This window comes from Pseudomonas sp. Pso3, from assembly GCF_055393275.1.
Genome location: NZ_AP043687.1, coordinates 4035057 through 4058094, shown reverse-complemented (window position 1 = coordinate 4058094; position 23038 = coordinate 4035057). Strand labels below are relative to the sequence as shown.

22 protein-coding genes are annotated in these 23038 nt (G+C 64.6%); 13 read left to right on the top strand and 9 right to left on the bottom strand.

What is annotated here, in order from left to right; genetic code table 11:
* The first annotated feature begins 127 nt into the window (after nt 1-127).
* Nucleotides 128-1282 carry a phospholipase D-like domain-containing protein gene (locus tag ACZ5R1_RS19080; RefSeq protein WP_115946712.1) on the top strand — a complete coding sequence of 385 codons (1155 nt, stop codon included), beginning with the start codon at nt 128-130 and terminating at the stop codon, nt 1280-1282.
* A 148-nt stretch (nt 1283-1430) separates the two neighbouring features.
* Entirely contained in the window at nt 1431-2681 is a 1251-nt protein-coding gene (locus ACZ5R1_RS19075) for an acyltransferase family protein (protein ID WP_042136768.1), read from the top strand.
* Here the strand turns inward: ACZ5R1_RS19075 and ACZ5R1_RS19070 are convergent.
* From ACZ5R1_RS19070 to yaaA, 6 genes are all read right to left on the bottom strand, one after another.
* On the bottom strand, nt 2656-3024 hold the full coding sequence (locus tag ACZ5R1_RS19070; protein ID WP_027598480.1) for a putative quinol monooxygenase: 369 nt from the start codon (nt 3022-3024) through the stop codon (nt 2656-2658). The genes ACZ5R1_RS19075 and ACZ5R1_RS19070 overlap by 26 nt on opposite strands.
* A gap of 127 nt (nt 3025-3151) precedes the next feature.
* Nucleotides 3152-4672, bottom strand: a complete 1521-nt coding sequence (locus ACZ5R1_RS19065) for a fumarate hydratase (protein ID WP_042136772.1) — start codon at nt 4670-4672, stop codon at nt 3152-3154.
* 230 nt (nt 4673-4902) lie between these two features.
* The gene (locus tag ACZ5R1_RS19060) at nt 4903-5877 is read right to left on the bottom strand and encodes a 2-hydroxyacid dehydrogenase (RefSeq protein WP_115946714.1); all 975 of its coding nucleotides are present in this window, start codon (nt 5875-5877) and stop codon (nt 4903-4905) included.
* A 25-nt stretch (nt 5878-5902) separates the two neighbouring features.
* The gene (locus tag ACZ5R1_RS19055) at nt 5903-6766 is read right to left on the bottom strand and encodes a TIGR01459 family HAD-type hydrolase (protein WP_037007677.1); all 864 of its coding nucleotides are present in this window, start codon (nt 6764-6766) and stop codon (nt 5903-5905) included.
* A gap of 116 nt (nt 6767-6882) precedes the next feature.
* Nucleotides 6883-8343: a mannose-1-phosphate guanylyltransferase/mannose-6-phosphate isomerase gene (locus ACZ5R1_RS19050; protein ID WP_027598484.1), complete on the bottom strand. Its 1461-nt coding sequence runs from the start codon at nt 8341-8343 to the stop codon at nt 6883-6885.
* 396 nt (nt 8344-8739) lie between these two features.
* Nucleotides 8740-9519, bottom strand: a complete 780-nt coding sequence (gene yaaA / locus ACZ5R1_RS19045; RefSeq protein WP_115946715.1) for a peroxide stress protein YaaA — start codon at nt 9517-9519, stop codon at nt 8740-8742.
* A 353-nt stretch (nt 9520-9872) separates the two neighbouring features.
* Here yaaA and ACZ5R1_RS19040 point away from each other — a divergent pair, with 353 nt between their 5' ends.
* The 4 genes from ACZ5R1_RS19040 to moaE all read left to right on the top strand — a co-directional run bounded on the left by ACZ5R1_RS19040 (nt 9873) and on the right by moaE (nt 12536).
* Nucleotides 9873-11264, top strand: a complete 1392-nt coding sequence (locus ACZ5R1_RS19040; RefSeq protein ID WP_007161876.1) for a PhoH family protein — start codon at nt 9873-9875, stop codon at nt 11262-11264.
* A gap of 86 nt (nt 11265-11350) precedes the next feature.
* Nucleotides 11351-11830, top strand: coding sequence for a cyclic pyranopterin monophosphate synthase MoaC (gene moaC / locus ACZ5R1_RS19035; protein ID WP_027598486.1), 480 nt, complete (start codon nt 11351-11353; stop codon nt 11828-11830).
* Complete coding sequence (locus ACZ5R1_RS19030; RefSeq protein ID WP_115946716.1) at nt 11827-12078, top strand: MoaD/ThiS family protein; 252 nt, start codon at nt 11827-11829, stop codon at nt 12076-12078. The genes moaC and ACZ5R1_RS19030 overlap by 4 nt, the downstream gene beginning before the upstream one ends.
* A 2-nt stretch (nt 12079-12080) precedes the next feature.
* A complete protein-coding gene (gene moaE / locus ACZ5R1_RS19025) occupies nt 12081-12536 on the top strand; it encodes a molybdopterin synthase catalytic subunit MoaE (protein WP_027602992.1) in 456 nt (151 codons plus the stop codon).
* Between the two features lie 285 nt (nt 12537-12821).
* On the opposite strand, the gene rhlB is transcribed toward moaE, so the two are convergent.
* The 3 genes from rhlB to ACZ5R1_RS19010 all read right to left on the bottom strand — a co-directional run bounded on the left by rhlB (nt 12822) and on the right by ACZ5R1_RS19010 (nt 16217).
* Nucleotides 12822-14327, bottom strand: coding sequence for an ATP-dependent RNA helicase RhlB (gene rhlB, locus ACZ5R1_RS19020; RefSeq protein WP_027598489.1), 1506 nt, complete (start codon nt 14325-14327; stop codon nt 12822-12824).
* A 95-nt stretch (nt 14328-14422) separates the two neighbouring features.
* The gene (locus tag ACZ5R1_RS19015) at nt 14423-15373 is read right to left on the bottom strand and encodes a GGDEF domain-containing protein (RefSeq protein WP_037007679.1); all 951 of its coding nucleotides are present in this window, start codon (nt 15371-15373) and stop codon (nt 14423-14425) included.
* Nucleotides 15374-15572: 199 nt separating this feature from the next.
* The gene (locus ACZ5R1_RS19010) at nt 15573-16217 is read right to left on the bottom strand and encodes an alpha/beta hydrolase (RefSeq protein WP_027598491.1); all 645 of its coding nucleotides are present in this window, start codon (nt 16215-16217) and stop codon (nt 15573-15575) included.
* A gap of 384 nt (nt 16218-16601) precedes the next feature.
* Here ACZ5R1_RS19010 and ACZ5R1_RS19005 point away from each other — a divergent pair, with 384 nt between their 5' ends.
* The 7 genes from ACZ5R1_RS19005 (at nt 16602) to ACZ5R1_RS18975 (ending at nt 23011) form a co-directional block, all read left to right on the top strand.
* On the top strand, nt 16602-17630 hold the full coding sequence (locus ACZ5R1_RS19005; RefSeq protein WP_027602995.1) for an amino acid ABC transporter substrate-binding protein: 1029 nt from the start codon (nt 16602-16604) through the stop codon (nt 17628-17630).
* 99 nt (nt 17631-17729) lie between these two features.
* Nucleotides 17730-18917 carry an amino acid ABC transporter permease gene (locus tag ACZ5R1_RS19000; RefSeq protein WP_027598493.1) on the top strand — a complete coding sequence of 396 codons (1188 nt, stop codon included), beginning with the start codon at nt 17730-17732 and terminating at the stop codon, nt 18915-18917.
* A 9-nt stretch (nt 18918-18926) separates the two neighbouring features.
* Complete coding sequence (locus ACZ5R1_RS18995; protein ID WP_027602996.1) at nt 18927-20027, top strand: amino acid ABC transporter permease; 1101 nt, start codon at nt 18927-18929, stop codon at nt 20025-20027.
* A gap of 10 nt (nt 20028-20037) precedes the next feature.
* The gene (locus ACZ5R1_RS18990) at nt 20038-20805 is read left to right on the top strand and encodes an amino acid ABC transporter ATP-binding protein (protein WP_027598495.1); all 768 of its coding nucleotides are present in this window, start codon (nt 20038-20040) and stop codon (nt 20803-20805) included.
* 264 nt (nt 20806-21069) lie between these two features.
* The gene (pcsA, locus tag ACZ5R1_RS18985; RefSeq protein ID WP_085982652.1) at nt 21070-21762 is read left to right on the top strand and encodes a phosphatidylcholine synthase; all 693 of its coding nucleotides are present in this window, start codon (nt 21070-21072) and stop codon (nt 21760-21762) included.
* A gap of 2 nt (nt 21763-21764) precedes the next feature.
* The gene (locus tag ACZ5R1_RS18980) at nt 21765-22085 is read left to right on the top strand and encodes a GIY-YIG nuclease family protein (protein WP_256594448.1); all 321 of its coding nucleotides are present in this window, start codon (nt 21765-21767) and stop codon (nt 22083-22085) included.
* Nucleotides 22073-23011: a glutathione S-transferase family protein gene (locus tag ACZ5R1_RS18975; RefSeq protein ID WP_115946718.1), complete on the top strand. Its 939-nt coding sequence runs from the start codon at nt 22073-22075 to the stop codon at nt 23009-23011. The genes ACZ5R1_RS18980 and ACZ5R1_RS18975 overlap by 13 nt, the downstream gene beginning before the upstream one ends.
* Nucleotides 23012-23038: the final 27 nt, after the last annotated feature.

Sequence of the window (23038 nt, the reverse complement as noted above, 5' to 3'; positions counted from 1 at the left end):
CAGGCCGTCGAGCAGGCGCCGCGCCAGAGCCGGCGGTGCTCCCCTGGCCAGCCAAACCACGCCTGCCACTGAACGAACCCCCGTCCGCGCCTTCTTATGCAATGGCCACAGGCACGGAGTAGGAAGCATGCGGGGCGCCGTCTTTCCATGGCGGGAAAACAACAGGTTCGAATTGCTGGTGGACGGCGGTCGGTTCTTCCCGGCCATGCTCGAATCCATCGCGGGCGCCAGTCGCCGGATCGATGTCGAACTCTATCTGGTGGAAGCCGGCAGTTGCTCCGAGCAGTTGCTCGTGGCCCTGACCGAAGCGGCCCGACGCGGCGTCGCGGTGCGTTGCCTGTTCGATGGCTTCGGCACCCTGCGCATGGACGCCGGCTTGCGCCGCCAGCTGGAAGAGGCGGGCGCCGAGCTACGCATCTTCAACCCCGTGCGCTTCGGTCACGGCTTGCACAACCTGCACCGCGACCATCGCAAGATCTTCATCATCGACGGCGAGGAGGCCTTCGTCGGTGGCAGCGGCGCGACCGATGACTTCTGGGATCCGGCCAAGAGCGACTGCAACTGGCACGAGGTGATGGTACGCATCCAGGGACCCCTTGTGGAGGACTGGCTGGCGCTGTTCGAACGGCAATGGGAAGCGGTGGGTCGCCGCCGCGCCTGGAAGCCACGCCCGCGGCGGGGTCGCGAGCGGCCACCGCCGCCACCCGCCGCCCAGGAAGGGCAGGGCCGGGTCGCCTATGCCGATGCCCGTCAGCACCGCGACATCCTGCAGGCGCTGATTCGCGCCCTGGTGGGTGGCCACGAGCGCATCTGGTTCGCCACCCCCTATTTCCTGCCGACCTGGCGCGTGCGCTGGGCGCTCCGACGCGCGGCCCGGCGCGGTGTCGACGTGCGCCTGCTGCTCACCGGTCGCCACACCGACAATCCCCCGGTGCGGTTCGCCGGGCAGCGCTACTACCGCAGCCTGTTGCGCGCCGGTGTGCGCATCTACGAATACCAGCCGCGATTCATCCACGCCAAGATGGTCCTGGTGGACAACTGGGTCAGCGTCGGCTCCTGCAATTTCGATCACTGGAATCTGAGGTTCAACCTGGAGGCCAATGTCGAGGCGGTGGATCGCGGCCTGAGTCAGGCGGTGGCGGCCAGCTTCGTCAAGGATTTCGCCCAGAGTCGCGAGATCACCCTGGAATTCTGGCGCAGTCGGCCCTGGTGGCGGCGAGCACGCGAGTGGCTCTGGGGTTCGCTGGATCGCCTGGTGATCGGTGTACTGGGGCGCGGTTAGCAGCCCCGGGTGTCAGGTGCGGGTAACATAACCGATCCGGCGCTGTAGGCCGGACCCATCGTCCCGCGGACGAGGCCAGACGAGTAACGCCTTAGTGCAGACTTTAGATAAACATCGCTTCATCGGTCTGGAGTGGCTCAGGTTCCTGATGGGTTTCTATGTGGTCGTCTACCACACCATCCATTTCTATCCCGAGCGCAAGACCATCCCCCTGCTGGACGAGATCACCAGCATGGGCTTCTTCGCCACCAGCACCTTCTTCGTGCTATCCGGCTTTCTGCTCGCCCACGTCTATTGCGGCCGCGGCAGCCTGCGCGAGCCGGCGCGCAGTTTCTGGGTCAAGCGTTTCGCCAACCTCTATCCGATCCACATCTTCGCCCTGTTGCTGGCGATGGCGGTGGTGACCTGGATCGGCAGTCTGGGGATTCCACCGGGCGCCGCCACGGCGAGCATCCGCTTCGTGGTGTTCGACACCAACGAGCCCCTGGCGCGGACCCATCCCGAATTGTTCCAGCACTTCATGAGCAACGCGGAGCTGGCCTTCAACGCCGTGCTGCAGCTGTTCATGCTGCAGGCCTGGAATCCCTACTACCTGACCTTCAACGCGCCGCTCTGGTCGATCTCGGCGCTGTTCTTCTTCTATCTGACCTTTCCCAAGCTGGCCCCGCGGCTGATGACCAGCGAGCGCCCCTGGCAGCTGTTGCTGCTGGTCTGGGTGCTCTATCTGATTCCGCCGCTGCTGGTGATCCTGCACCAGAACTACGGCATGCCCTTTACCGGCCTGCTGCAGCGCGTGCCGCTGTTCCGGCTGCCGGAGTTTCTCGCCGGCATCCTGCTGTACGCCATCTTCCGTCGCCAGCACGCGCGGGGCTGGATACCCTCGGAGCGGCAGCGGCTGCTGCTGGCGAGCTACCTGATCCTGAGTTTCGCCCTGGGCACGGCGCTGTTCACCCATGGACCCAAGTTCTGGTACTTTCTGTTCCACAACGGCCTGTTCCTGCCGTCGCAGCTGATTCTGGTCTATCTGGCCGCGCTGGCGCAGGAGCCGGCCAGCGAACGCATCCGCCACTGGTCGCCACGACTCGGCGGTGCGTCGCTGTCGATGTTCGCCCTGCATGTGCCCCTGTCGGGGATCTACATGACCCTGGAACAGCTGATCGGCGGCAATCTCAAGGCCTGCCTCAGTGGCGATCGCGAGGTCTGCATCGCCGCCGCCGGGGCCTATACCAACTCCATCGAGTGGTACTGGCTGTTCCTGCTGGCGGTGGTGGTGCTCTGCGTGCTGTTCCAGGAGCGGCTGGTGGTGCCGACCCGCAAGCGCATCCTCGCGGTACTGCTGCCGCGCCTGGCGCCGCCGCAGCAGCCGCCCCAGGCTAGCGGCGGAAGCCTGCGGCCATGACGAAGAAACGGGCGTTCAGGGCCGCCAGCGGCTCGCGCAGCTGCTCCAGCTGATCGGCCGCACCGAATACCTCGAAGCGCTCCAGGGTGGCGATGGCCTGGGCCTGCTCCAGCAGATCGCCGACGTTGTCCAGGTGCGCCAGCAGCGCCTGGGCATCGCGATAGCCTTCGCGGCAACGCGCCGTGGTGCCGTCATAACAGAAGCCGTAGTAGAGGCAGCCGGGTTCGTTGCGGGTGCGCTCCAGCATGGCCTCGCCCAGGCGCTTGAAGGCTTCGAGCTGATCGGGCTGGACGGCGAAGACGGGGGCCAGGCTGCAAACGGAATCGCTGGGAAGAGTGGGCATGGGGGCTCCGGGGTCGGGGATGGTCTGCATGCGACCTCGGCCGGTCGGCAGTGCTCCCGCCGGCTGACGGACGTGCGCCCAAAGAAAAGCCCAGCATGGGGCTGGGCTTTTCTGTCGCGACGGGCGCTTAGATCTCGACGGCCAGGCTGTCGGCGATCTTCTTCTGCCACACCTGCGGACCGGTGATGTGCACCGACTCGCCACGGGTGTCCACGGCCACGGTCACCGGCATGTCCTTCACCTCGAACTCATAGATGGCTTCCATCCCCAGTTCCGGGAAGGCCAGGACCTTGGCGCCCTTGATGGCCTGGGCCACCAGGTAGGCGGCGCCGCCGACGGCCATCAGGTAGACGGCCTTGTGGTCCTTGATCGCCTCGATGGCGATGGGGCCGCGCTCGGACTTGCCGATCATGCCCAGCAGACCGGTCTGGTCGAGGATCTGGCGGGTGAACTTGTCCATGCGGGTCGCCGTGGTGGGACCGGCCGGGCCGACCACCTCGTCGCCCACCGGATCGACCGGGCCGACGTAGTAGATGAAGCGGCCCTTGAGGTCCACCGGCAGCGGCTCGCCCTTGTTGAGCATGTCGACCATGCGCTTGTGGGCGGCATCGCGACCGGTCAGCATCTTGCCGTTGAGCAGCACGGTCTCGCCCGGCTGCCAGCTCTGCACCTCTTCCGGGGTCAGGGTGTCCAGGTTGACCCGACGGGCACTCGGACCGGCTTCCCAGACGATTTCCGGATAGGCGTCCAGCGGCGGGGCTTCCAGGCTGGCGGGGCCGGAGCCGTCGAGCACGAAGTGGGCGTGACGGGTGGCGGCGCAGTTGGGGATCATGCACACCGGCAGGGAGGCGGCGTGGGTCGGGTAGTCCTTGATCTTGACGTCCAGTACCGTGGTCAGGCCGCCCAGGCCCTGGGCACCGATGCCCAGCTGGTTGACCTTGTCGAAGATCTCCAGGCGCAGCTCTTCCAGGCGATTCTGCGGACCGCGGGCCTTCAGCTCATGGATGTCGATCTCGTCCATCAGCGATTCCTTGGCCAGCACCGCGGCCTTCTCGGCGGTCCCGCCGATGCCGATGCCCAGCATGCCCGGCGGGCACCAGCCGGCGCCCATGGTCGGCACGGTCTTGAGCACCCAGTCGACGATGGAGTCGGACGGGTTGAGCATGGCCATCTTCGACTTGTTCTCGGAGCCGCCGCCCTTGGCCGCGACGTCGATTTCCACGGTGTTGCCGGGAACGATCTGGTAGTGGATCACCGCCGGGGTGTTGTCCTTGGTGTTCTTGCGGGCACCGGCCGGGTCGGCCAGGATCGAGGCGCGCAGGACGTTTTCCGGCAGGTTGTAGGCGCGGCGCACGCCTTCGTTGATCATCTCGTCCAGGCTCAGGGTGGCGCCGTCCCAGCGCACGTCCATGCCGACCTTGGCGAAGACGGTGACGATGCCGGTGTCCTGGCAGATCGGCCGGTGGCCGGTGGCGCACATCCGCGAGTTGATCAGGATCTGGGCGATGGAATCGCGCGCGGCGGCGGATTCTTCGCGCAGATAGGCCTCGTGCATGGCCTGGATGAAATCGACGGGGTGGTAATAGGAGATGAACTGCAGGGCGTCGGCAACGCTCTGGATCAGGTCATCCTGCTTGATCACGGTCATGTACGCGCTCCTCTTGGCGGTTTCTTGCGTCTCGGCCACGGGCGGTGGCGAGACGGGCGCGCAATTCGGGTCGCACGGACCGGGCCGCGAAGGAGCCCGATCGGAGGGGTGGCCTGACACACTGAGAGAGGCCCACCCGGCCAGGGCGGCCGACCCGAGAGCGGCGCGGCAGTATAGCCTTTAAGCGCCCGGACGGCACGCCACCTGGGTCGACGGTGGGCGATCAGCGCCTAGCGGCGATCCAGCGCCGCCGGATTGACCAGGTCGGTCGGACGCTCACCGGTGAGGGCTGCGATCAGGTTGTTCACCGCGCGTTCGGCCATGGCGTAGCGGGTCTCATGGGTGGCCGAGCCAATGTGCGGCAAGGTGACCACGTTGGGCAGTTCGAACAGCGGCGAGGCTTCCAGCGGCTCGCGGGTATAGACGTCCAGGCCGGCGCCGCGGATCTGGCCCTGACGCAGCGCCTCGATCAGCGCCGGCTCGTCGATGACCGGGCCGCGCGCCAGGTTGATCAGGATGGCGCTGGACTTCATCAGCCCCAGTTCGCGGGCGCCGATGAGGCCTTCGGTGGCGGTCGACAGGGGCACCACCAGGCAGACGAAGTCGGCTTCCTTGAGCAACTCGTCCAGCTCGCGGCGCTGGGCCCCCATCTGCTCTTCCAGCTCGGGCTTGGCGCTGTTGGCGGTATAGAGGATCGGCATGTCGAAGCCGAAGTGGCCACGCTTGGCGATGGCCGCGCCGATGCGACCGGCGCCGACGATGCCCAGCGTACGGCCATGGATGTCGGTGCCGAAGTGTTCTTCGCCGATACCCTTGCGCCAGTGTCCGGCCTTGACGAAGGCGTCCAGCTCCGGCACCCGCCGGGCGGCGCTCACCAGCAGGGTGAAGCCGAGGTCGGCGGTGGTATCGGTGAGCACGTCCGGGGTATTGGTGAGCAGGATGCCGCGCTCGGTCAGGTAGTCCACGTCATAGCTGTCGTAGCCGACCGAGACGCTGGCGATGGCTTCCAGGGTCGTGGCCATTTCCAGCTCCTTCTCGCCCAGCTTGCGACTGGCGCCGATCAGGCCCTGGGCCTTGGCTGCGGAAGCGGCGAACAGGTCGATGTTGGCACTGGCGGAAATCACCTCGACGGAGAAATGTTCGCGCAAACGTTCCACCAGCGTTTCGGGCAGGCGGTTGAAGACCACTACGTGCTTCTTGCTCATCGATACCTCGGCGTGCGGAAAAGGATTAGGCCAGACCAGCCGCGGCGAAGCGCGGCCGCTCCGGGTGTTGCCTGAGCAGCGGCTCGAGTCCCTCGCGGGTCGGCTCCTGGTTGAAGTCCAGACCGAGGGCCTCGCGGTGGATGCCGGTGGCCGCCAGCCAGAGGCAGTCGATGCCCGCCGCCACCGCGCCGGGTACATCGGTCACCAGCGAGTCGCCGACGAACAGCAGGCGCTTGGCGCCACGCTCGGCCAGGGCGCCTGCCGCGCAATGGAAGGCATAGGGATCGGGCTTGCCATACCAGGTGACCGCGCCTCCCAGGGCGGCGAAGCGATCGGCCAGCTTGCCGGCTGCATAGAAGGGTAGACCCCCGGACACCACGTTGCGATCCGGATTGGCGCAGAGAAAGGGCTTGTCCAGCGCCATGGCCAGGGGCGCGAAGCGCGCCTCCAGTTCGTCTTCCGGAAAGCTGCCGACGCCCAGGATGATGGCTGCCTGCTCGATGTCCTCGACGAAGCGCGCGCGGATTTCCGCAGGCCAGCCGACCTGGCCGGTGCCAGGGCCGGAGAGGTAGATGCCGCCTTCGCTGAAGGTCGGGTCCTGCTGAAAGGCATCGATGGCCAGCTGACCCGAGGTGGTGATGCCGGCGAAGAGCTCGCGCGGCACGCCCAGCTTGCCCAGTTCTTCGACCATGCCGTCCGCATCGCGCGAGGCATTGCTGAGGAACCACACCGGCTTGCCTTCGGCGGCGCGGCGCTCCAGCCAGGCGCGAGCGCCGGGAAAGGTTTCGTAGCCGTCGATCAGCACGCCCCAGAGGTCGAGGATGAAGCCGTCGTAGGCGGCCAGGGCCTCGTCCAGTTGATCGAGGCGGAGCAGGGTGGGAGCGGTCATGCGGCGAATCCGATGGCGAAAGGGGAAACGACAAGCCTAACCGGTTTTGCCGAGCGGTTGCCGAAAACGCAGACACCGGCCGGAGCCGGTGTCTGTTCATTGCCGTACAGCGAGGCTTAGCGGGTAGACGCCTTGCCTGCCTTGGCGACTTCCAGGGCCTGGGTGTCGACGCGGCCGTAGATGTCTTCGAAGCGGACGATGTCGTCCTCGCCCAGGTAGCCACCGGACTGCACTTCGATCAGCTCCAGCGGTACCTTGCCGGGGTTGGCCAGGCGGTGCACGGAGGTCATCGGGAGGTAGGTGGACTGGTTTTCGGTCAGCAGGAAGACCTTGTCGTCACAGGTGACCTCGGCGGTACCCGAGACCACGATCCAGTGCTCGGCACGGTGGTGGTGCATCTGCAGCGACAGCTGGGCGCCCGGCTTGACGGTGATGCGCTTGACCTGGAAACGCTGGCCCATGTCGATGGAGTCGTAGGAACCCCAGGGACGGAAGACTTCCTGGTGGGCCTTGACCTCGTTGCGGTTCTGCTTCTCGAGGGTGTTGACCAGCTTCTTGACGTCCTGGACCTTGTCCTTGTGGGCGATCATGACGGCGTCCTTGGTTTCCACCACGACCACGTCGTCCAGACCGACCAGGGTCACCAGCTTGCCGTTGCCGTGCACCAGGCAGTTGCGGCTGTCATGCAGGACGACGTCGCCCTTGATGACGTTGCCGTTGTTGTCCTTGGCATGCACGTCCCACAGCGCGGACCAGGAACCGACGTCGTTCCAGCCGGCGCTCATGGGCACCACGCAGGCGCGGGTGGTCTTTTCCATCACCGCGTAGTCGATGGAGTTGTCCGGGCAGACGGCGAAGGTGGCGGCATCGATGCTGATGTTGATGCCGTCGATGCTGCTGCGCTCCAGCGCCAGCAGGCAGGTGTCATAGATGTCGGTGTCGTGCTTCTTCAGCTCTTCCAGGAAACGGCTGGCGCGGAACAGGAAGATGCCGCTGTTCCAGCAGTAGTCGCCGGAAGCCACGTATTCGGTGGCGGTGACGGCATCGGGCTTCTCGACGAAGCGCTCGACGCGGGACACGCCCTGGGGCAGGCCGTCGTTGGAACCGGTCTTGATGTAGCCGTAGCCGGTCTCGGGCGCGGTGGCCGGGATACCGAACAGCACCATCTCGCCACGCTCGGCGGCGGCGGCGGCCTGTTGCAGGGCGGCCTTGAATTCGGCTTCGTCCTCGATCACGTGATCGGCGGGCAGCACCAGCATCAGGTCGTCCTTGCCGTCAGCGACCAGTTGCATGGCGGCGATGGCCACGGCCGGCGCGGTGTTGCGACCGAAGGGCTCCATGATCAGCGCCTGCGGCTTGCACTCGACGGCCTTGAGCTGCTCTTCCACCAGGTAACGGTGTTCAGCGTTGCAGACGATGATGGGGCAATCGATGCTGCCCTCGCAGCCCAGGCGATTGATGGTCTCCTGGAACATGGTCTGTTCGCTGGTCAGTGCCAGGAACTGCTTGGGGTAGAGCTTGCGCGAGAGGGGCCAGAGTCGCGAGCCGCTACCACCGGACAGGATGACGGGAATCATGGGCGTTACTCCTTCAGCGTCTGCTGATTTGTGGCCGCTGTCCCTGAGGTCGGGACGAAGCGTCCATGCTTCGAAAGATCAACCGGCCGACAGGTCGACCGGTACAAATTGAACGTGCGGACTGATTGCCTTTGGCCAGCATGACCCAGGGCAAGGACCAGACAAAGACAGAATCAAACGAAAGTGGTTCTCAGCGAATTTTCCTTTTTCCGGAAAGGCAGCGGTTTTGAGATGTCCGGCAACTTTTCGCGCCTGAAACGTCTCCGCTACGGGGCTGAAACCTTTTTTATTGGAGGGAGATGACAGTCTTTCACGGACTCATCCTGCTCATTGTGACTGCTTAACCAGTTTGAAGGCAAAGCAGACATCCTTCGTTGCCATCCGTCGATTATCTGGCTATTCAAGAGGTTTATCTCGCAAGAATACCAGCTTGTCTGGGCCGGATCGCTCGCTCGAATAGCGATAACCCTGGTCGTCGAAGTCGCGCAGGTCGTCCACCGCAGTGACGCGCTGCTTGATCACGTGCCGCGCCATGAGGCCGCGGGCCTTCTTGGCATAGAAGCTGATGATCTTGTAGTCGCCATTCTTGAGATCACGAAACTCCACGTCCACGACCCGGGCCTGCAGGCGCGCGCGGCGTACCGCACTGAAATACTCGTTCGAGGCCAGATTCAGCAGGACATCGTCACCCTGAGCCGCAAGATCCGCCTTGAGCCAGTCGCTGATACGCTCGCCCCAGAAGGCGTAGAGGTCCTTGCCGCGTGCGTTGGCGAACTTGGTGCCCATCTCCAGGCGATAGGGTTGCATCAGGTCCAGCGGCCGCAACAGGCCATAGAGTCCGGAAAGCATGCGCAGGTGGCGCTGGGCGAAGTCGAAATCCTCTTCCTGGAAGTCTTCGGCGGCCAGGCCGGTGTAGACGTCGCCCTTGAAGGCCAGTAGCGCCTGCTTGGCATTCTCCGGTGTGAAGTCCGGGGTCCAGCTGCCGAAGCGGGCGACATTCAGGGTAGCGATCTTGTCGGACACCCCCATGAGCGCGGCGACCTCCGCCAGCGCGAGCTGCCGGAGTCCGTCGATCAGCTCAAGGGAGTGCTCCAGGTATTGCGGCAGGGTATGGCGGGACGTGCTCGGCGGCGTGCTGTAGTCCAGCGTCTTGGCGGGTGAAATCACCATCAGCATCGGCTTGGCTCCTCTTGGCGAGGCGCCATTCTAGAAGCCTCCGCCGCTGGGCTCCAGTGGACCTTGCCGATGGGATCGATAGGTATTGACCACGCTCCCGGGGCGAGGTTGCCAGGCCAGGCAGCAGGAAATACCGGTCCGCGAAAAAAACCGCTTACCGCCAAAAAAAGCCTTTGTGCCTCAGACCTTTTGCGTTATTACCGAAGTGTCCGTCGCATCTCTCGGGTCCCGTGCCCTCATGTTGGCCGGTCCGTGAACCCGTTGCTGGAGCGACGGCACCTTTCGCAGCGGAGCGTCGTCTGGCGCTCCGTCGACAGGCTTGCGAGTCAAGCGTTTCTACGAGGTGACCGAGTATGGATGATCACGGACGTTCCCGCCCCACCCAGCCCACCCTCTATGTGCTCGACACCAACGTACTGATCCACGACCCCAACGCGCTGCTCAATTTCGAGGAGCACCACGTCGCCATTCCCATGACGGTCCTGGAGGAACTCGACAAGCTCAAGACCGGCAAGCACAACGTTGCCGCCGAATGCCGGCAGGCGATCCGCCTGATCGACAGTGTCCTCGCCGAATCCTCGCCCGAGGACGTCGAGCGGGGCGTACCCATCCCCCGCGGCAAGGGCGAGGCCAAGGGGCGGCTGTCCATCCTCATGGGGCGTCGCGCCGGGCCCATGGCCTGTCTGCCCGACGACATCAACGACAACCGCATCATCAACCAGCTCGTCGAATTGCGTACCCAGCATCCCCAGGAGCGGGTCGTGCTGGTGACCAAGGACATCAACATGCGCCTCAAGGCGCGGGGCTGCGGCATCGCCGCCGAAGACTACCAGACCGACCAGTTGCTCGACGACGTCTCCCTGCTGTCCCAGGGTTATCACAATCTGCCGGGGTCCTTCTGGGACAACGTGAGCAAGGTGGAAAGCCGGCAGGAGCTGGGCCGGGTCTGGCACCGGGTGCAGCTGGCGGCCGAGATGCCGCCCTTCAACGTCAACGACTTCGTGCTCGACGAGCAGGGCTTCGTCGGCTGGGTCAAGGCGGTGCGCGATGGCGAGGTCATCCTGCTCGACATGCACCAGGAACCGCTGATGCACCAGGAAGCCTGGGGCCTCAAGCCACGTGACATCTATCAGGCGCTGGCGCTGTTCGCCCTGCTGGAGCCGGATATCCACCTGGTCAACCTGACCGGTGCGGCGGGTTCCGGCAAGACCATCCTGGCGCTGGCCGCGGCCATCGAACAGACCATGGTCACCAAGAGATACCGGCGGATCATCGCCACCCGCAGCGTCCAGGGCCTGGACGAGGACATCGGCTTCCTGCCCGGGACCGAGGCCGAGAAGATGGAGCCCTGGCTGGGCGCCATCACCGACAACCTCGAAGCCCTGCACATGGATGACCACAACCCCCACGGCAGCGTGGACTACATCCTCAGCAAGGTACCGCTGCAGTTCAAGTCGCTGAACTACATCCGCGGCCGCAGTTTCCAGCAGAGTCTGATCCTCATCGACGAATGCCAGAACCTCACCCCGCACCAGATGAAGACCATCATCACCCGTGCCGGCAGCGGCTCCAAGGTGATCTGCCTGGGTAACCTGGCGCAGATCGACACGCCCTACCTCTCGGCCACCAGCTCGGGCCTCACCTATCTTTCCGAGCGCTTCAAGGGCTTCAACCACGGGGTGCACATCACCCTGCAGGGCGTGCCCCGTTCCGTCCTCGCCGAATACGCCGAGGCCCATCTGTAACTCCCCCGATCCCCGTCCGGCCAAGGGCGGGGATCAAATCCCCAACCGCGGGTCTACAATGGCAGGTCTTTTCCAGGAGTCATGCCGTGCTGACCCATCTCGATTCCCAAGGCCGTGCCAACATGGTCGATGTCACCGACAAGCAGGTGACCTTCCGTGAAGCCACCGCCGAAGCCCGGGTGCGCATGCGTCCGGAAACCCTCGATCTGATCCAGAGCGGTGGCCATCCCAAGGGCGATGTCTTCGCCGTGGCCCGTATCGCCGGCATCCAGGCGGCCAAGAAGACCGCCGACCTCATCCCGCTCTGCCATCCGCTGATGCTGACCGGCGTCAAGGTCCAACTGGCCGCCGAAGCGCCCGATGGGGTGCGGATCACCGCCACCTGCAAGCTGTCCGGCCAGACCGGGGTGGAAATGGAAGCCCTGACCGCCGCCAGCGTCGCGGCCCTGACCCTTTACGACATGTGCAAGGCGGTCGATCGGGGCATGACCATCGAGGCGGTACGACTGCTGGAAAAGAGCGGCGGCAAGAGCGGTCACTTTCGCGCCGAGGAGCAACCGGCATGATCCGCGTGCAATTCTTCGCCCGCTATCGCGAAATGCTGGGCTGCGCCGAGGATAGCCTGGCCTGGGCGCCTGAGCTGGCCACCGTTGGTGACCTCCGCGAGCACCTGGTCCAGCGCGGCGGCAGCTGGGCCGAGACCCTGGGTGAGCGGGGACTGATGTGCGCGCGCAACGAAGAACTCTGTGGCCTGGCCGAGCCGCTGCGTGACGGCGACGAGGTCGCCTTCTTTCCCACCGTGACCGGAGGTTAGCCATGGCCATTCGTGTGCAGGCCGCGGCCTTCGATCCCGGCCAGGAACTCAATGCCCTGCATGCCGCCAACACCGGTATCGGTGCCGTGGTGGGTTTCGTGGGGTACGTGCGGGATTTCAACGACGGGCGCGACGTCGGCGGGCTGTTCCTCGAACACTTTCCCGGCATGACCGAAAAGGCCCTGGCGCGCATCGTCGAAGAGGCGAAGCAGCGCTGGCCGCTGCTCGGGGTCGATATCCTGCATCGCGTCGGTCGCCTGGAACCGGGCGAGCCCATCGTCTTCGTCGGCACCGCCAGCGCCCATCGCCAGGCCGCCTTCGACGCCTGCAATTTCGTGATGGACTATCTCAAGACCCGCGCACCCTTCTGGAAGAAGGAAGATACGGCCGAAGGCCCGCGCTGGGTGGAGGGTCGCGCCAGCGACCAGGATGCCGCGGGGCGTTGGACGAAAGAGTGATGGGGTAGGGTGGAAAGCCGCGTAAGCGTTTTCCACCTGCTGCTTCAAGGCTGGCGGTGGATGAGGCTACGCCGTCATCCACCCTACGACAGGTGGCTTCCAGCGGCTGGCAATCACCGCGCGTGCGCAGCGCTAACACTTATCGCGGCCATGGGCCGCTCCTACAGAGGCGCGATACAGGTGTAGGAGCGGCCGCATCGGCGGACCGCCATGGCCACGGTAAGAGAGGTTCAGCAAGCGGTCGCGTTGGTAGGCCACTTAGAGTGGCGTTCCAACGCGTCTGCCTCAGCGCTGCCGCGGCACCGACTTGAGCAATTCGGCCGGGGGCATTTCGCAGGAGATCTTGCGACCCAGCAGGGTCTCGATGGGCGGCAGGGCGAAGGCGTCGTCCTCGCCGGCGAAGCTGATCGAGGTGCCGCTGGCGCCAGCCCGACCGGTACGACCGATGCGGTGCACGTAATCGTCCGGATCTTCCGGCAGGGTGAAGTTGATCACGTGGCTGATGCCGTCGACGTGAATGCCGCGACCGGCCACGTCGGTGGCCACCAGCACGCGGATCTTGCCGGCGCGGAAGCCTTCCAGGGTCTTGATGCGCTTGTGCTGGGGCACGTCGCCGGACATCTGGGCGGCGCTGATGCCGTCCTTGGTCAGGCGTTCCTCGATACGGCGCACCTCGTCACGCCGGTTGGCGAACACCATCACCCGCTCCCAGTTGTTCTGGGCCACCAGGTTGTAGAGCAGCTTGTATTTGTCGCTGGAAGAGACCGCGTAGACGTGCTGCTCGACGGTATCGCTGGCCACGTTTTCCGGCTCGATCTCGACGATGGCCGGATCGGTGGTCCACTGCCGCGCCAGGTTCATCACGTCGTCGGTGAAGGTGGCGGAGAACAGCAGGGTCTGGCGTTCGCTCTTGGGCGGGGTCTGGCGGATGATCTGGCGAACCTGGGGAATGAAGCCCATGTCCAGCATGCGATCGGCCTCGTCCAGCACCATCACCTCCACCATGTCCAGGTGCACCTCGCCGCGCTGATTGAAGTCCAGCAGGCGGCCCGGGGTGGCAACCAGGATGTCGCAATAGCGCGCTTCGAGCTGCTTGAGCTGCTTGTCGAAGTCCATGCCGCCGACAAAGCTCATGACGTTGAGACCGGTGTACTTGGCCAGGTCCAGGGCATCGTTGGCGATCTGCACCACCAGTTCACGGGTCGGCGCGATGATCAGTGCACGCGGTTCGCCCATGTACCTTTCCTTGGGCGGCGGGGTGGTCAGCAACTGGGTGATCGTCGAGATCAGGAAGGCGGCGGTCTTGCCGGTACCGGTCTGGGCGCGACCGATGGCGTCCTTGCCCTTGAGGGTGAAGCCCAGCACCTGCGCCTGAATCGGCGTGCAGTAGGGAAAGCCGAGGTCATGGATGCCGTGCATCAGCCGCGGATCCAGCTTGAAGTCGTGGAAGCGGGTCTTGCCTTCCTGCGGCTCGACCACGAAGTCTTCCAGTTTCCAGGTGTCGACCGGCTTGGGCTTGCGCGGACTGCGTTCGCGACGCGGCTTGGCGGCTCTTTCCGCCTGCGCGCGGGGTTCCTGTTTTTCAGCCTGGGCGCGCGGCTCCTGGCTGCGCGATTCGCCTGAGTTGCGCGGTTTGCGCGGCGCCCGCTCGGCCTGGGGCTCGGGCGCGATGGGTGCAGAAGAGGAGGGGGCGGCAGGAGCGACGCTGGGGGTAGCTTGGGGCGCAGGGGAGGGAGTCGGCTGAGCGACCTCCTGATCCTTGCCCAGAAATTTTTTGAGTGCCTTGAGCACGGAGGGTCTCGATCATCGAAAGCGGAATGAGACCGCAGTGTAAAGCAACCTACGTGCCCGGCAACAACTACCTGCCGAACGCAAGCGCAATCCGCTCAGCCGCTGATCCGATTGCGCCCGGCATCCTTGGCCTGGTAGAGCGACTTGTCCGCACGCCCTACCAGTTCGTCCAGGGAGTCGGCCTTGCGCATCTGGGCCAGGCCGATGGACACGGTCACCCCCGGCAGCTTGCCGCAGGGCGAATAGAAGTCCTTGATCTCCGCCAGACTCTGGCGCAGGCGCTCGGCGATGGCGATGGCTTCGTCGCGGTCGATCTCCGGCAGCAGGATGACGAACTCCTCGCCGCCATAGCGCGCCATGCTGTCCTTGGGTCTCAGCTGGTCGCGCAGGGTGTTGGCCACCAGGCACAGGGCGTAGTCGCCCGCCAGGTGCCCATGGGTGTCGTTGTAGCGCTTGAAGTGATCCACATCCAGCATCAGCAGGCTCAAGGGCTGCCGATTGAAGGCGCAACGGGTGCTCTCGCGCTCGAACAGCTGTTCGAGCCGCCGACGATTGAAGAGGCCGGTCAGGGTGTCGACATTGGCATTGCGTTCGGTATCGACGATGAGCTGGTTGCCACGGCGCATCCGCTCGCAGAGGATGCCGAGCAGGTTGTGCATGGCCTTGGAGGAGCGCTCGATCAGTTCCAGCACCAGATCGCGGTGCAGGCAGAGCACCTGGGTGTCGGCCTCGGCGATGACGTGGGCGCTGGGTCGCTCGCTGTCCATGAAGCTGATCTCGCCCGAGCATTCGCCCGGACCCAGCAGATAGATGGGCGGATTGTCCGGCGAGCCCAGGTGGACCCGCAGGCGACCTTCCAGGATCAGATACATGTACTGGTTCAGCATGGCGGGCGAGAGCAGGCACTCGCCAGCGACCAGGCTGCGCGTGGCCGAGCGGGCGATCAGGGCTTCCAGCAGATGGGTCTCCACGCCCTTGAACAGGCGCAGGTCCTTCAGGGAATCGACCGGGACTTCGGCCAACCAGACCGACAAGGGGGCAGCCATCAAAGGATCACCCCGGGGACTGAAAGGAAAACTCGGGCCATAGCTGCTCCATGCACATCACGACCTTCAGGCACCCACACTGGACCGGATGGGTACCTCAAAGTTCGTTCGCTTTGCCCTTTCCAGGCCTCCCTTCGCGTCCAGATTCTGCAAATTGTCGACCGGTTTCCAAAAACGAAGCGGTCCGGCAATTCGCCCCTTATTTTCCGCCGAGACGTGCCAGCAGCCAGCCCTGGATGTCCTGGATCTCCGCGGGGATGACCTCGTGGCGCATGGGGTAGCTGTGCCAGAGCGCTTCCACGCCCGCGGCCACCAGCGCCTCGTAGGCGGCCCGCCCCAGGGCCAGGGGTACCACGTCGTCCTGCTCGCCGTGCAGGCACAGCACCGGGGTGGCCCCGCCCCGATTGACCTGGGCGTCCTCGAAGCTGGGCGCATAGGTCGACAGCGCCATGACGCCGCCCAGTGTCGGGCAGGCGGTGTTGTAGGCGGTGTGCAGGACCACGGCGCCGCCCTGGGAAAAGCCGGCCAGCACGATGCGTTCGGCCGCAATGCCCTGGGCCTGCTGGGTCTCGATCAGTGCCCGTACCGTGGCGGCCGAGGCGTCCAGCTGGGCGCGGTCGATGGCCCGGGCCGGATTCATGGCCAGGATGTCGTACCAGGACGGCATGGCCCAGCCGCCATTGATGGTGACCGCCTGGGTGGGCGCCTGGGGCAGGACGAATCGGGTCGACGTCAGGCTGCGCTGCAACAATTCGGCAACGGGTTCGAAGTCATGCTGGGTTGCACCCAGGCCATGCAACCAAATGACGCAGCTATCGGCGGTTCCGCTGGGCGATTCCAGCACAAGAGGCGAATTTTCCAAGGCTTTGCTCCAGTTTGGTGCCACTAAAAATGGGTGTGGTAACAGATGGTGCACAAAATGCGTGTCGCATTTTCGTAATTCTGTTGTTCGGCTTTTTGCTCGAAGTCACGCGATTGCCGGGTTTGAGCGAAGTGAGCAGCTGTCGCATTCACTGGTCCGCAAATTGCCTCATCTAGGCTGCGGCCAGGTAGTGCACTAACAGGTAACACTGACTCACTGCTTCGTCACGCCTTCCAGCGCGTCTCCTCCATCCCTTGATAGAGGACGCCCAGGGATCGGGTGGGCGAGTTACACGGCAATCAGGCGAGAGACATCGTGCTGCCGTGCGACTGGAAACGTAATTCATAAACAAAGTGGAGCTTATCGATGAAGATGGTGAAGTCTACCCTGGCAATTCTGACCACCGCCGCTGCTCTGGGCCTGTCCGGCATGGCTCATGCGGGCGCTACTCTGGATGCAGTGAAGAACAAGGGTTTCGTGCAATGCGGCGTCAGCGATGGCCTGCCGGGTTTCTCCTTCACCGACTCCAAGGGTGAATACAAGGGTATCGACGTGGACGTCTGCCGCGCCGTCGCCGCCGCCGTGTTCGGCGATGCCTCCAAGGTGCGTTTCACCCCCCTCACCGCCAAGGAGCGCTTCACCGCGCTGCAGTCCGGCGAGATCGACGTCCTGTCGCGCAACACTACCTGGACCAGCTCCCGCGATGGCGGCATGGGCCTGATGTTTACCGCCGTGACCTACTACGATGGCCAGGGCTTCCTGGTGAACAAGAAGCTGGGTGTGAAGAGCGCCAAGGAACTGGACGGTGCCACCGTGTGCATCCAGGCCGGTACCACCACCGAGCTGAACCTGGCTGACTACTTCCGCTCGAGCGGCATGAAGTTCACCCCCATCACCTACAGCACCTCCGACGAAAGCGCCAAATCCATGGAAGCCGGTCGTTGCGACGTGCTGACCTCCGACCAGTCGCAGCTGTACGCCCAGCGCATCAAGCTGGCCAAGCCCGACGACTACGTCGTATTGCCCGAGGTCATCTCCAAGGAGCCCCTGGCTCCCGCCGTCCGTCGTGGCGACGAAGACTGGTTCACCATCGTCAAGTGGGCTCAGTTCGCCATGGTCAGCGCCGAGGAAATGGGCCTGACCTCCGCCAACGTGGAAGCCCAGGCCAAGGATTCCAAGAATCCTGACGTGCGTCGCCTGTTGGGTACCGATGGCGAATTCGGCAAGGACCTGAAGCTGCCGAAGGACTGGGCGCTGAACATCGTCAAGCAGGTCGGCAACTACGGCGAAGTCTTCGAACGTAACGTCGGCATGGGTTCCGATCTGAAGATCAAGCGTGGTCTCAACGCCCTGTGGAACGCAGGCGGCCTGCAGTACTCCCCGCCGGTCCGTTGATCTCGGCGCCCTAGTCGCCGACACCTTCCGGATGTGCAGATTCTCGCCCTGCAGCGCTGTTCGCGCTGCGGGGCGAGGATTTAATGAGGCTTCCAGTAGATGCAAAACGTTAGCAAAACCTCGCCACCAGTCCGTGGGTCGCTACTGACCGACCCTCAGGTGCGTTCGTGGCTGTTCCAGGTCGTCGCCGTAGTCGCCGTCGTGGCCTTCGGCTGGTTCCTGTTCAACAACACCCAGACCAACCTGTCTCACCGGGGGATCACCTCGGGCTTCGGCTTCCTCAACAACTCCGCCGGCTTCGGCATTCCCCAGCACCTCGTTCCCTATACCGAGGGTGACACCTACGGCCGGGTATTCCTGGTCGGTCTGCTCAACACCCTGCTGGTCTCGGTGATCGGCATCGTGCTGGCGACAATCATCGGCTTCACCGTGGGCGTGGCGCGGTTGTCCAACAACTGGCTGCTGCGCAAGGTCGCCACGGTCTATATCGAGATCTTCCGCAACATTCCGCCGTTGCTGCTGATCTTCTTCGTCTACTTCGCCGTCCTCGCGCCGCTGCCTGGCCCGCGCCAGAGTCTGAGCCTGGGTGACGCCTTCTTCGTCAACAACCGCGGCCTGTACATGCCGGCCCCGAGCGCCGATGCGGGCTTCATTCCGGGCCTGATCGCCTTTCTGATCGCCGTCGTGGCGAGCGTCGTGGTGTTCCGTTGGGCCCGCAAGCGTCGGCACGCCACCGGTGAACGTTTCCCGGTGCTGTGGACGATCCTGGCGCTGCTGATCGGCATTCCGCTGCTGGCGACCCTGGTGTTCGGCAAGCCGTTCCACTGGGAGCTGCCGGAGCTGCAAGGCTTCAACCTGCGCGGTGGCTGGGTGATCATTCCGGAACTGGTCTCCCTGGCGCTGGCCCTATCGGTCTATACCGCGGCCTTCATCGGCGAGACGGTACGGGGCGGTATCCAGGCGGTCAGCCATGGTCAAACCGAGGCAGCCAGCTCCCTGGGCCTGCGTCCCGGGTTGACCCTGCGGCTGGTGATCATTCCCCAGGCGCTGCGGGTGATCATTCCCCCGCTGACCAACCAGTACCTGAACCTGATGAAGAACTCCTCCCTGGGCGCCGCGGTGGGCTATCCGGAGATGGTGGCGCTGTTCGCCGGCACCACGCTGAACCAGACCGGCCAGGCCATCGAGACCATGGCCATCACCATGAGCGTGTACCTGGCCATCAGCATCAGCATCAGCATCCTGATGAACTGGTACAACAAGCGCATCGCGCTGATCGAGCGTTAAGGAGCGCGTATGAGTAACCAGACCCATACCTTCAAACCGGACCTGCCGCCGCCACCCTCCAGCGTCGGTGCCCTGGCCTGGATTCGTGGCAACCTGTTTTCCAGCGTCGGCAATACCCTGCTGACCCTGCTCGGCCTCTACCTGGTCTGGCTGATCGTGCCGCCGGTGGTGAACTGGGCCTTCCTCAATGCCACCTGGAGTGGCACGACCCGGTCCGATTGCGCGCCGGGCGGTGCCTGCTGGGTGTTCATCAAGGAACGCATCGGCCAGTTCATGTACGGCTTCTACCCGGAAGACCAGCGCTGGCGGTTCGACCTGACCGTGGTGCTGGCCGTGGTCGGCGCTATTCCGCTGTTCCTCGACAGCTTCAAGCACAAGGCTCGCTACGGCCTGTCCCTGCTGGTGATCTACCCGCTGGTGGCCTTCTGGCTGCTGTACGGTGGTCTGGGCCTGCGAGTGGTCCCCACCAGCGAGTGGGGCGGCCTGATGCTGACCATCGTCATCGCGGCGGTGGGCATCGTCGGCGCGCTGCCGCTGGGCATCCTGCTGGCCCTCGGCCGCCGCTCGAAGCTGCCGGCGATCAAGGTCATCTCGGTGACCATGATCGAGTTCTGGCGGGGCATCCCGCTGATCACGGTGCTCTTCCTGTCGTCGGTGATGCTGCCGCTGTTCCTGCCCGAGGGCATGAACCTCGACAAGCTGCTGCGCGCCATCGTCATGGTGATCATCTTCGAGGCGGCCTACATCGCCGAAGTGGTCCGCGGTGGCATGCAGGCCATTCCCAAGGGCCAGTACGAGGCCGCTGCCGCCATGGGCCTGGGCTACTGGCGAACCATGGGCCTGGTGATCCTGCCGCAGGCGCTCAAGCTGGTGATCCCGGGCATCGTCAACACCTTCATCGCGCTGTTCAAGGATTCGAGCCTGGTGATCATCATCGGCCTGTTCGACCTGCTCAACAGCATCAAGCGCGCCACCTCGGATCCGGCCTGGCTGGGCATGTCCACAGAGGGCTATGTGTTCGCCGCGCTGATCTACTGGGTTTTCTGTTTCGCCATGTCCAGCTATTCCGCTCGCCTGGAGCGCAAGCTGAACACCGGCCACAAGCGTTAGGAGTCATCAGATGAACGTAAGCAACAAGCAGCAGGTCGACAGCAGCAAGGTCATGATCCAGCTCAAGGACGTGAACAAGTGGTACGGCCAGTTCCACGTGCTCAAGGACATCAACCTGACCGTGACCCAGGGCGAGCGCATCGTGCTGTGCGGGCCGTCCGGCTCGGGCAAGTCCACCACCATCCGTTGCATCAACCGGCTGGAAGAACACCAGAAGGGCCAGATCATCGTCGATGGCACCGAGCTGACCAACGATCTCAAGCAGATCGAGACCATTCGCAGCGAAGTGGGCATGGTGTTCCAGCACTTCAACCTCTTCCCGCACCTGACCGTGCTGCAGAACTGCACCCTGGCCCCCATGTGGGTGCGCAAGATGCCGAAGAAGCAGGCCGAAGAAATCGCCATGCACTACCTGCAGCGGGTGCGCATTCCCGAGCAGGCCAACAAATTTCCGGGCCAGCTGTCCGGCGGCCAGCAGCAGCGCGTGGCCATCGCCCGGGCGCTGTGCATGCAGCCGCGCATCATGCTGTTCGATGAGCCGACCTCGGCGCTCGATCCGGAGATGGTGAAGGAGGTGCTGGACACCATGATCGGTCTGGCCCAGGACGGCATGACCATGCTCTGCGTGACCCATGAGATGGGCTTCGCCCGCACCGTGGCCAACCGGGTGATCTTCATGGACAAGGGCGAAATCGTCGAACAGGCCGCCCCGGACCAGTTCTTCGACAACCCACAGAACGAGCGTACCCGCCTGTTCCTCGGGCAGATCCTGCACTAAGCGCGGCCGGGGCGGAGACCTGTCCGCCCCGGTCGTCCTGCGAACCCAGTCACGGGCGTTCGGCGGGAAGGCGGGCAAAGGGCCGCAAGGCGCGGTATCCTCGACGTTTGGCGCCCGGTTTCCGGGGTCGGCGGTCAAGGTCCGCCTTGCCGTTCACCGGCTTCATTGTCGATTTCGTAGCGTATCGCCAGAACGGGCGGTGCGCTGGGCAGTCGAAGCCGTCATCATAGAGAGACGCCCGTGAACTCCATTTCCCATCCGCTCATGCTGACAAAAGCCAAGGCCTGGGGCGCCCACGCGGTGACCTCCAGTGGTGTGATCCTCGCGCTTCTGGCGCTGCTCGCTCTGGTCGACGGTCAACCCAAGGGTTGCCTGATGTGGCTGGGCATCGCCCTGCTCGTCGACGGTCTCGACGGCACCCTGGCGCGCAAGTTCGAAGTCAAGCGGGTACTGCCCCATTTCGACGGCTCGGCGCTGGACCTGGTGGTCGACTACCTGACCTATGTGTTCATTCCGGCCATCTTCATCTATCGCTTCGTGCCCTTGCCGCCGCATTTCGAACTGGTGGCGGTGGGCATCATCCTATTGTCGTCGCTGTTCTGTTTCTGCAATGTGAACATGAAGAGCGCCGACAACTATTTCGTTGGCTTTCCCGCGGCCTGGAACGTGGTGGCGCTGTATTTCTACGTACTGGACCTGGCGCCCTGGTTCAGCATGGCGGTGGTGCTGGTGCTGGCCGCCCTGACCCTGACCCGGGTCAAGTTCCTGCATCCCTTCCGCGTGCGCCAGCTGATGGCGGTGAACATCACCGTGACCTCCATCTGGCTGCTCAGCAGCGCCATGATGGTATTCGTGCATCCCGACAAGCCGCTGTGGCTGATGGTCCTCTGGTTCGCCAGCGGCATCTACTTCGTCGGCGTGTGCGTCTGGCGTACCGCCCGGGAGTGGTTCGCCTGACGGTGAGCGACATCCCCCTGCCACCCGCGCGCACCTGGTATGTCTACCTGGTGCGTGCCGAGAATCAGGCGCTCTATTGCGGCATCAGCGATGATCCCGAGCGCCGTTTCGCCCAGCACCGCAGTGGCCGCGGTGCCCGCTTCTTCGCCTCCAGTCCGGCCCAGGCGCTGGTCTATGTGGAAGCCTGTGGCGACAAGTCGACCGCCCTGCGTCGCGAAATCCAGATCAAGAAGCTGCCCAAAAAAGCCAAGGAATCCCTGGTGCTGGCCCGCGCCGGCCTGGCGTCCGCGGCCCCTTCAGGAGAGCTGTCATGTCCGAGCTGATTCTGCATCACTACTGGCAATCGCCCTTCGCCGAGAAGGCGCGCCTGCTGCTGGGCTTCAAGGGGCTGGCCTGGCGTTCGGTGATCATTCCGCGGATGCTGCCCAAGCCAGAGCTGGTGGCGCTCACGGGTGGCTATCGCAAGACGCCGGTATTGCAGGTGGGGGCAGATGTCTATTGCGACACGGCCCTGATCGCCCGTCGCCTGGAGGCGGAAAAGGCCGTGCCGGCGCTGTTTCCGGAAGGCCAGGAAGCGGTGGTGGCCGCCTTTGCCGCCTGGGCGGACTCGGTGCTGTTCCAGCATGCCGTGGCGCTGATGTTCCAGCCGGAGATCATGGGCCCGCGCCTGGCCAGCCTGCCGCCGGAGCAGGCCCAGGCGTTCCTGGACGACCGCAAGGCGCTGTTCAGCGGTGGCAGCCTGAGCCGGCTGAGTCCCGAGCAGGCCCGGCAACAGTTGCCGACCCTGCTGACCCGCCTGGAGACCCAGCTCCAGCGCAGCACCGGCGAATTCCTGTTCGGCGCGCCCTCGGTGGCCGACATCGCCCTGGCGCACAACTTCTGGTTTCTCAAGAGCACGCCGCAACTGGCGTCCCTGGTCGACGAGCGCCCCGAGATCGCCGCCTGGTTCGCCCGGGTGCTGGGGTTCGGTCATGGTACCCATGAGGAACTCGGCGCCGCCGAGGCGCTGGAGATCGCCAGGGCGGCGGAGCCCCTGGCCTTGCCGCGCGACCAGGCCCTCGCCGTGGAAGGCTTCGCCTGGGGTGACCGGGTGAGTGTGGCGGCAACCGACTATGGGGTGGATCCGGTGGTGGGTGAACTGGTGCATGCCGATAGCGAGGCTCTGGTGATCCGCCGTCACGACGAGCATCTGGGGGCGATCCAGGTGCATTTCCCGCGCCTGAATTTCCGCGTCAGTGCAGCGGGCTAGGGGTCGCGACAACGACAACGGCGCCCG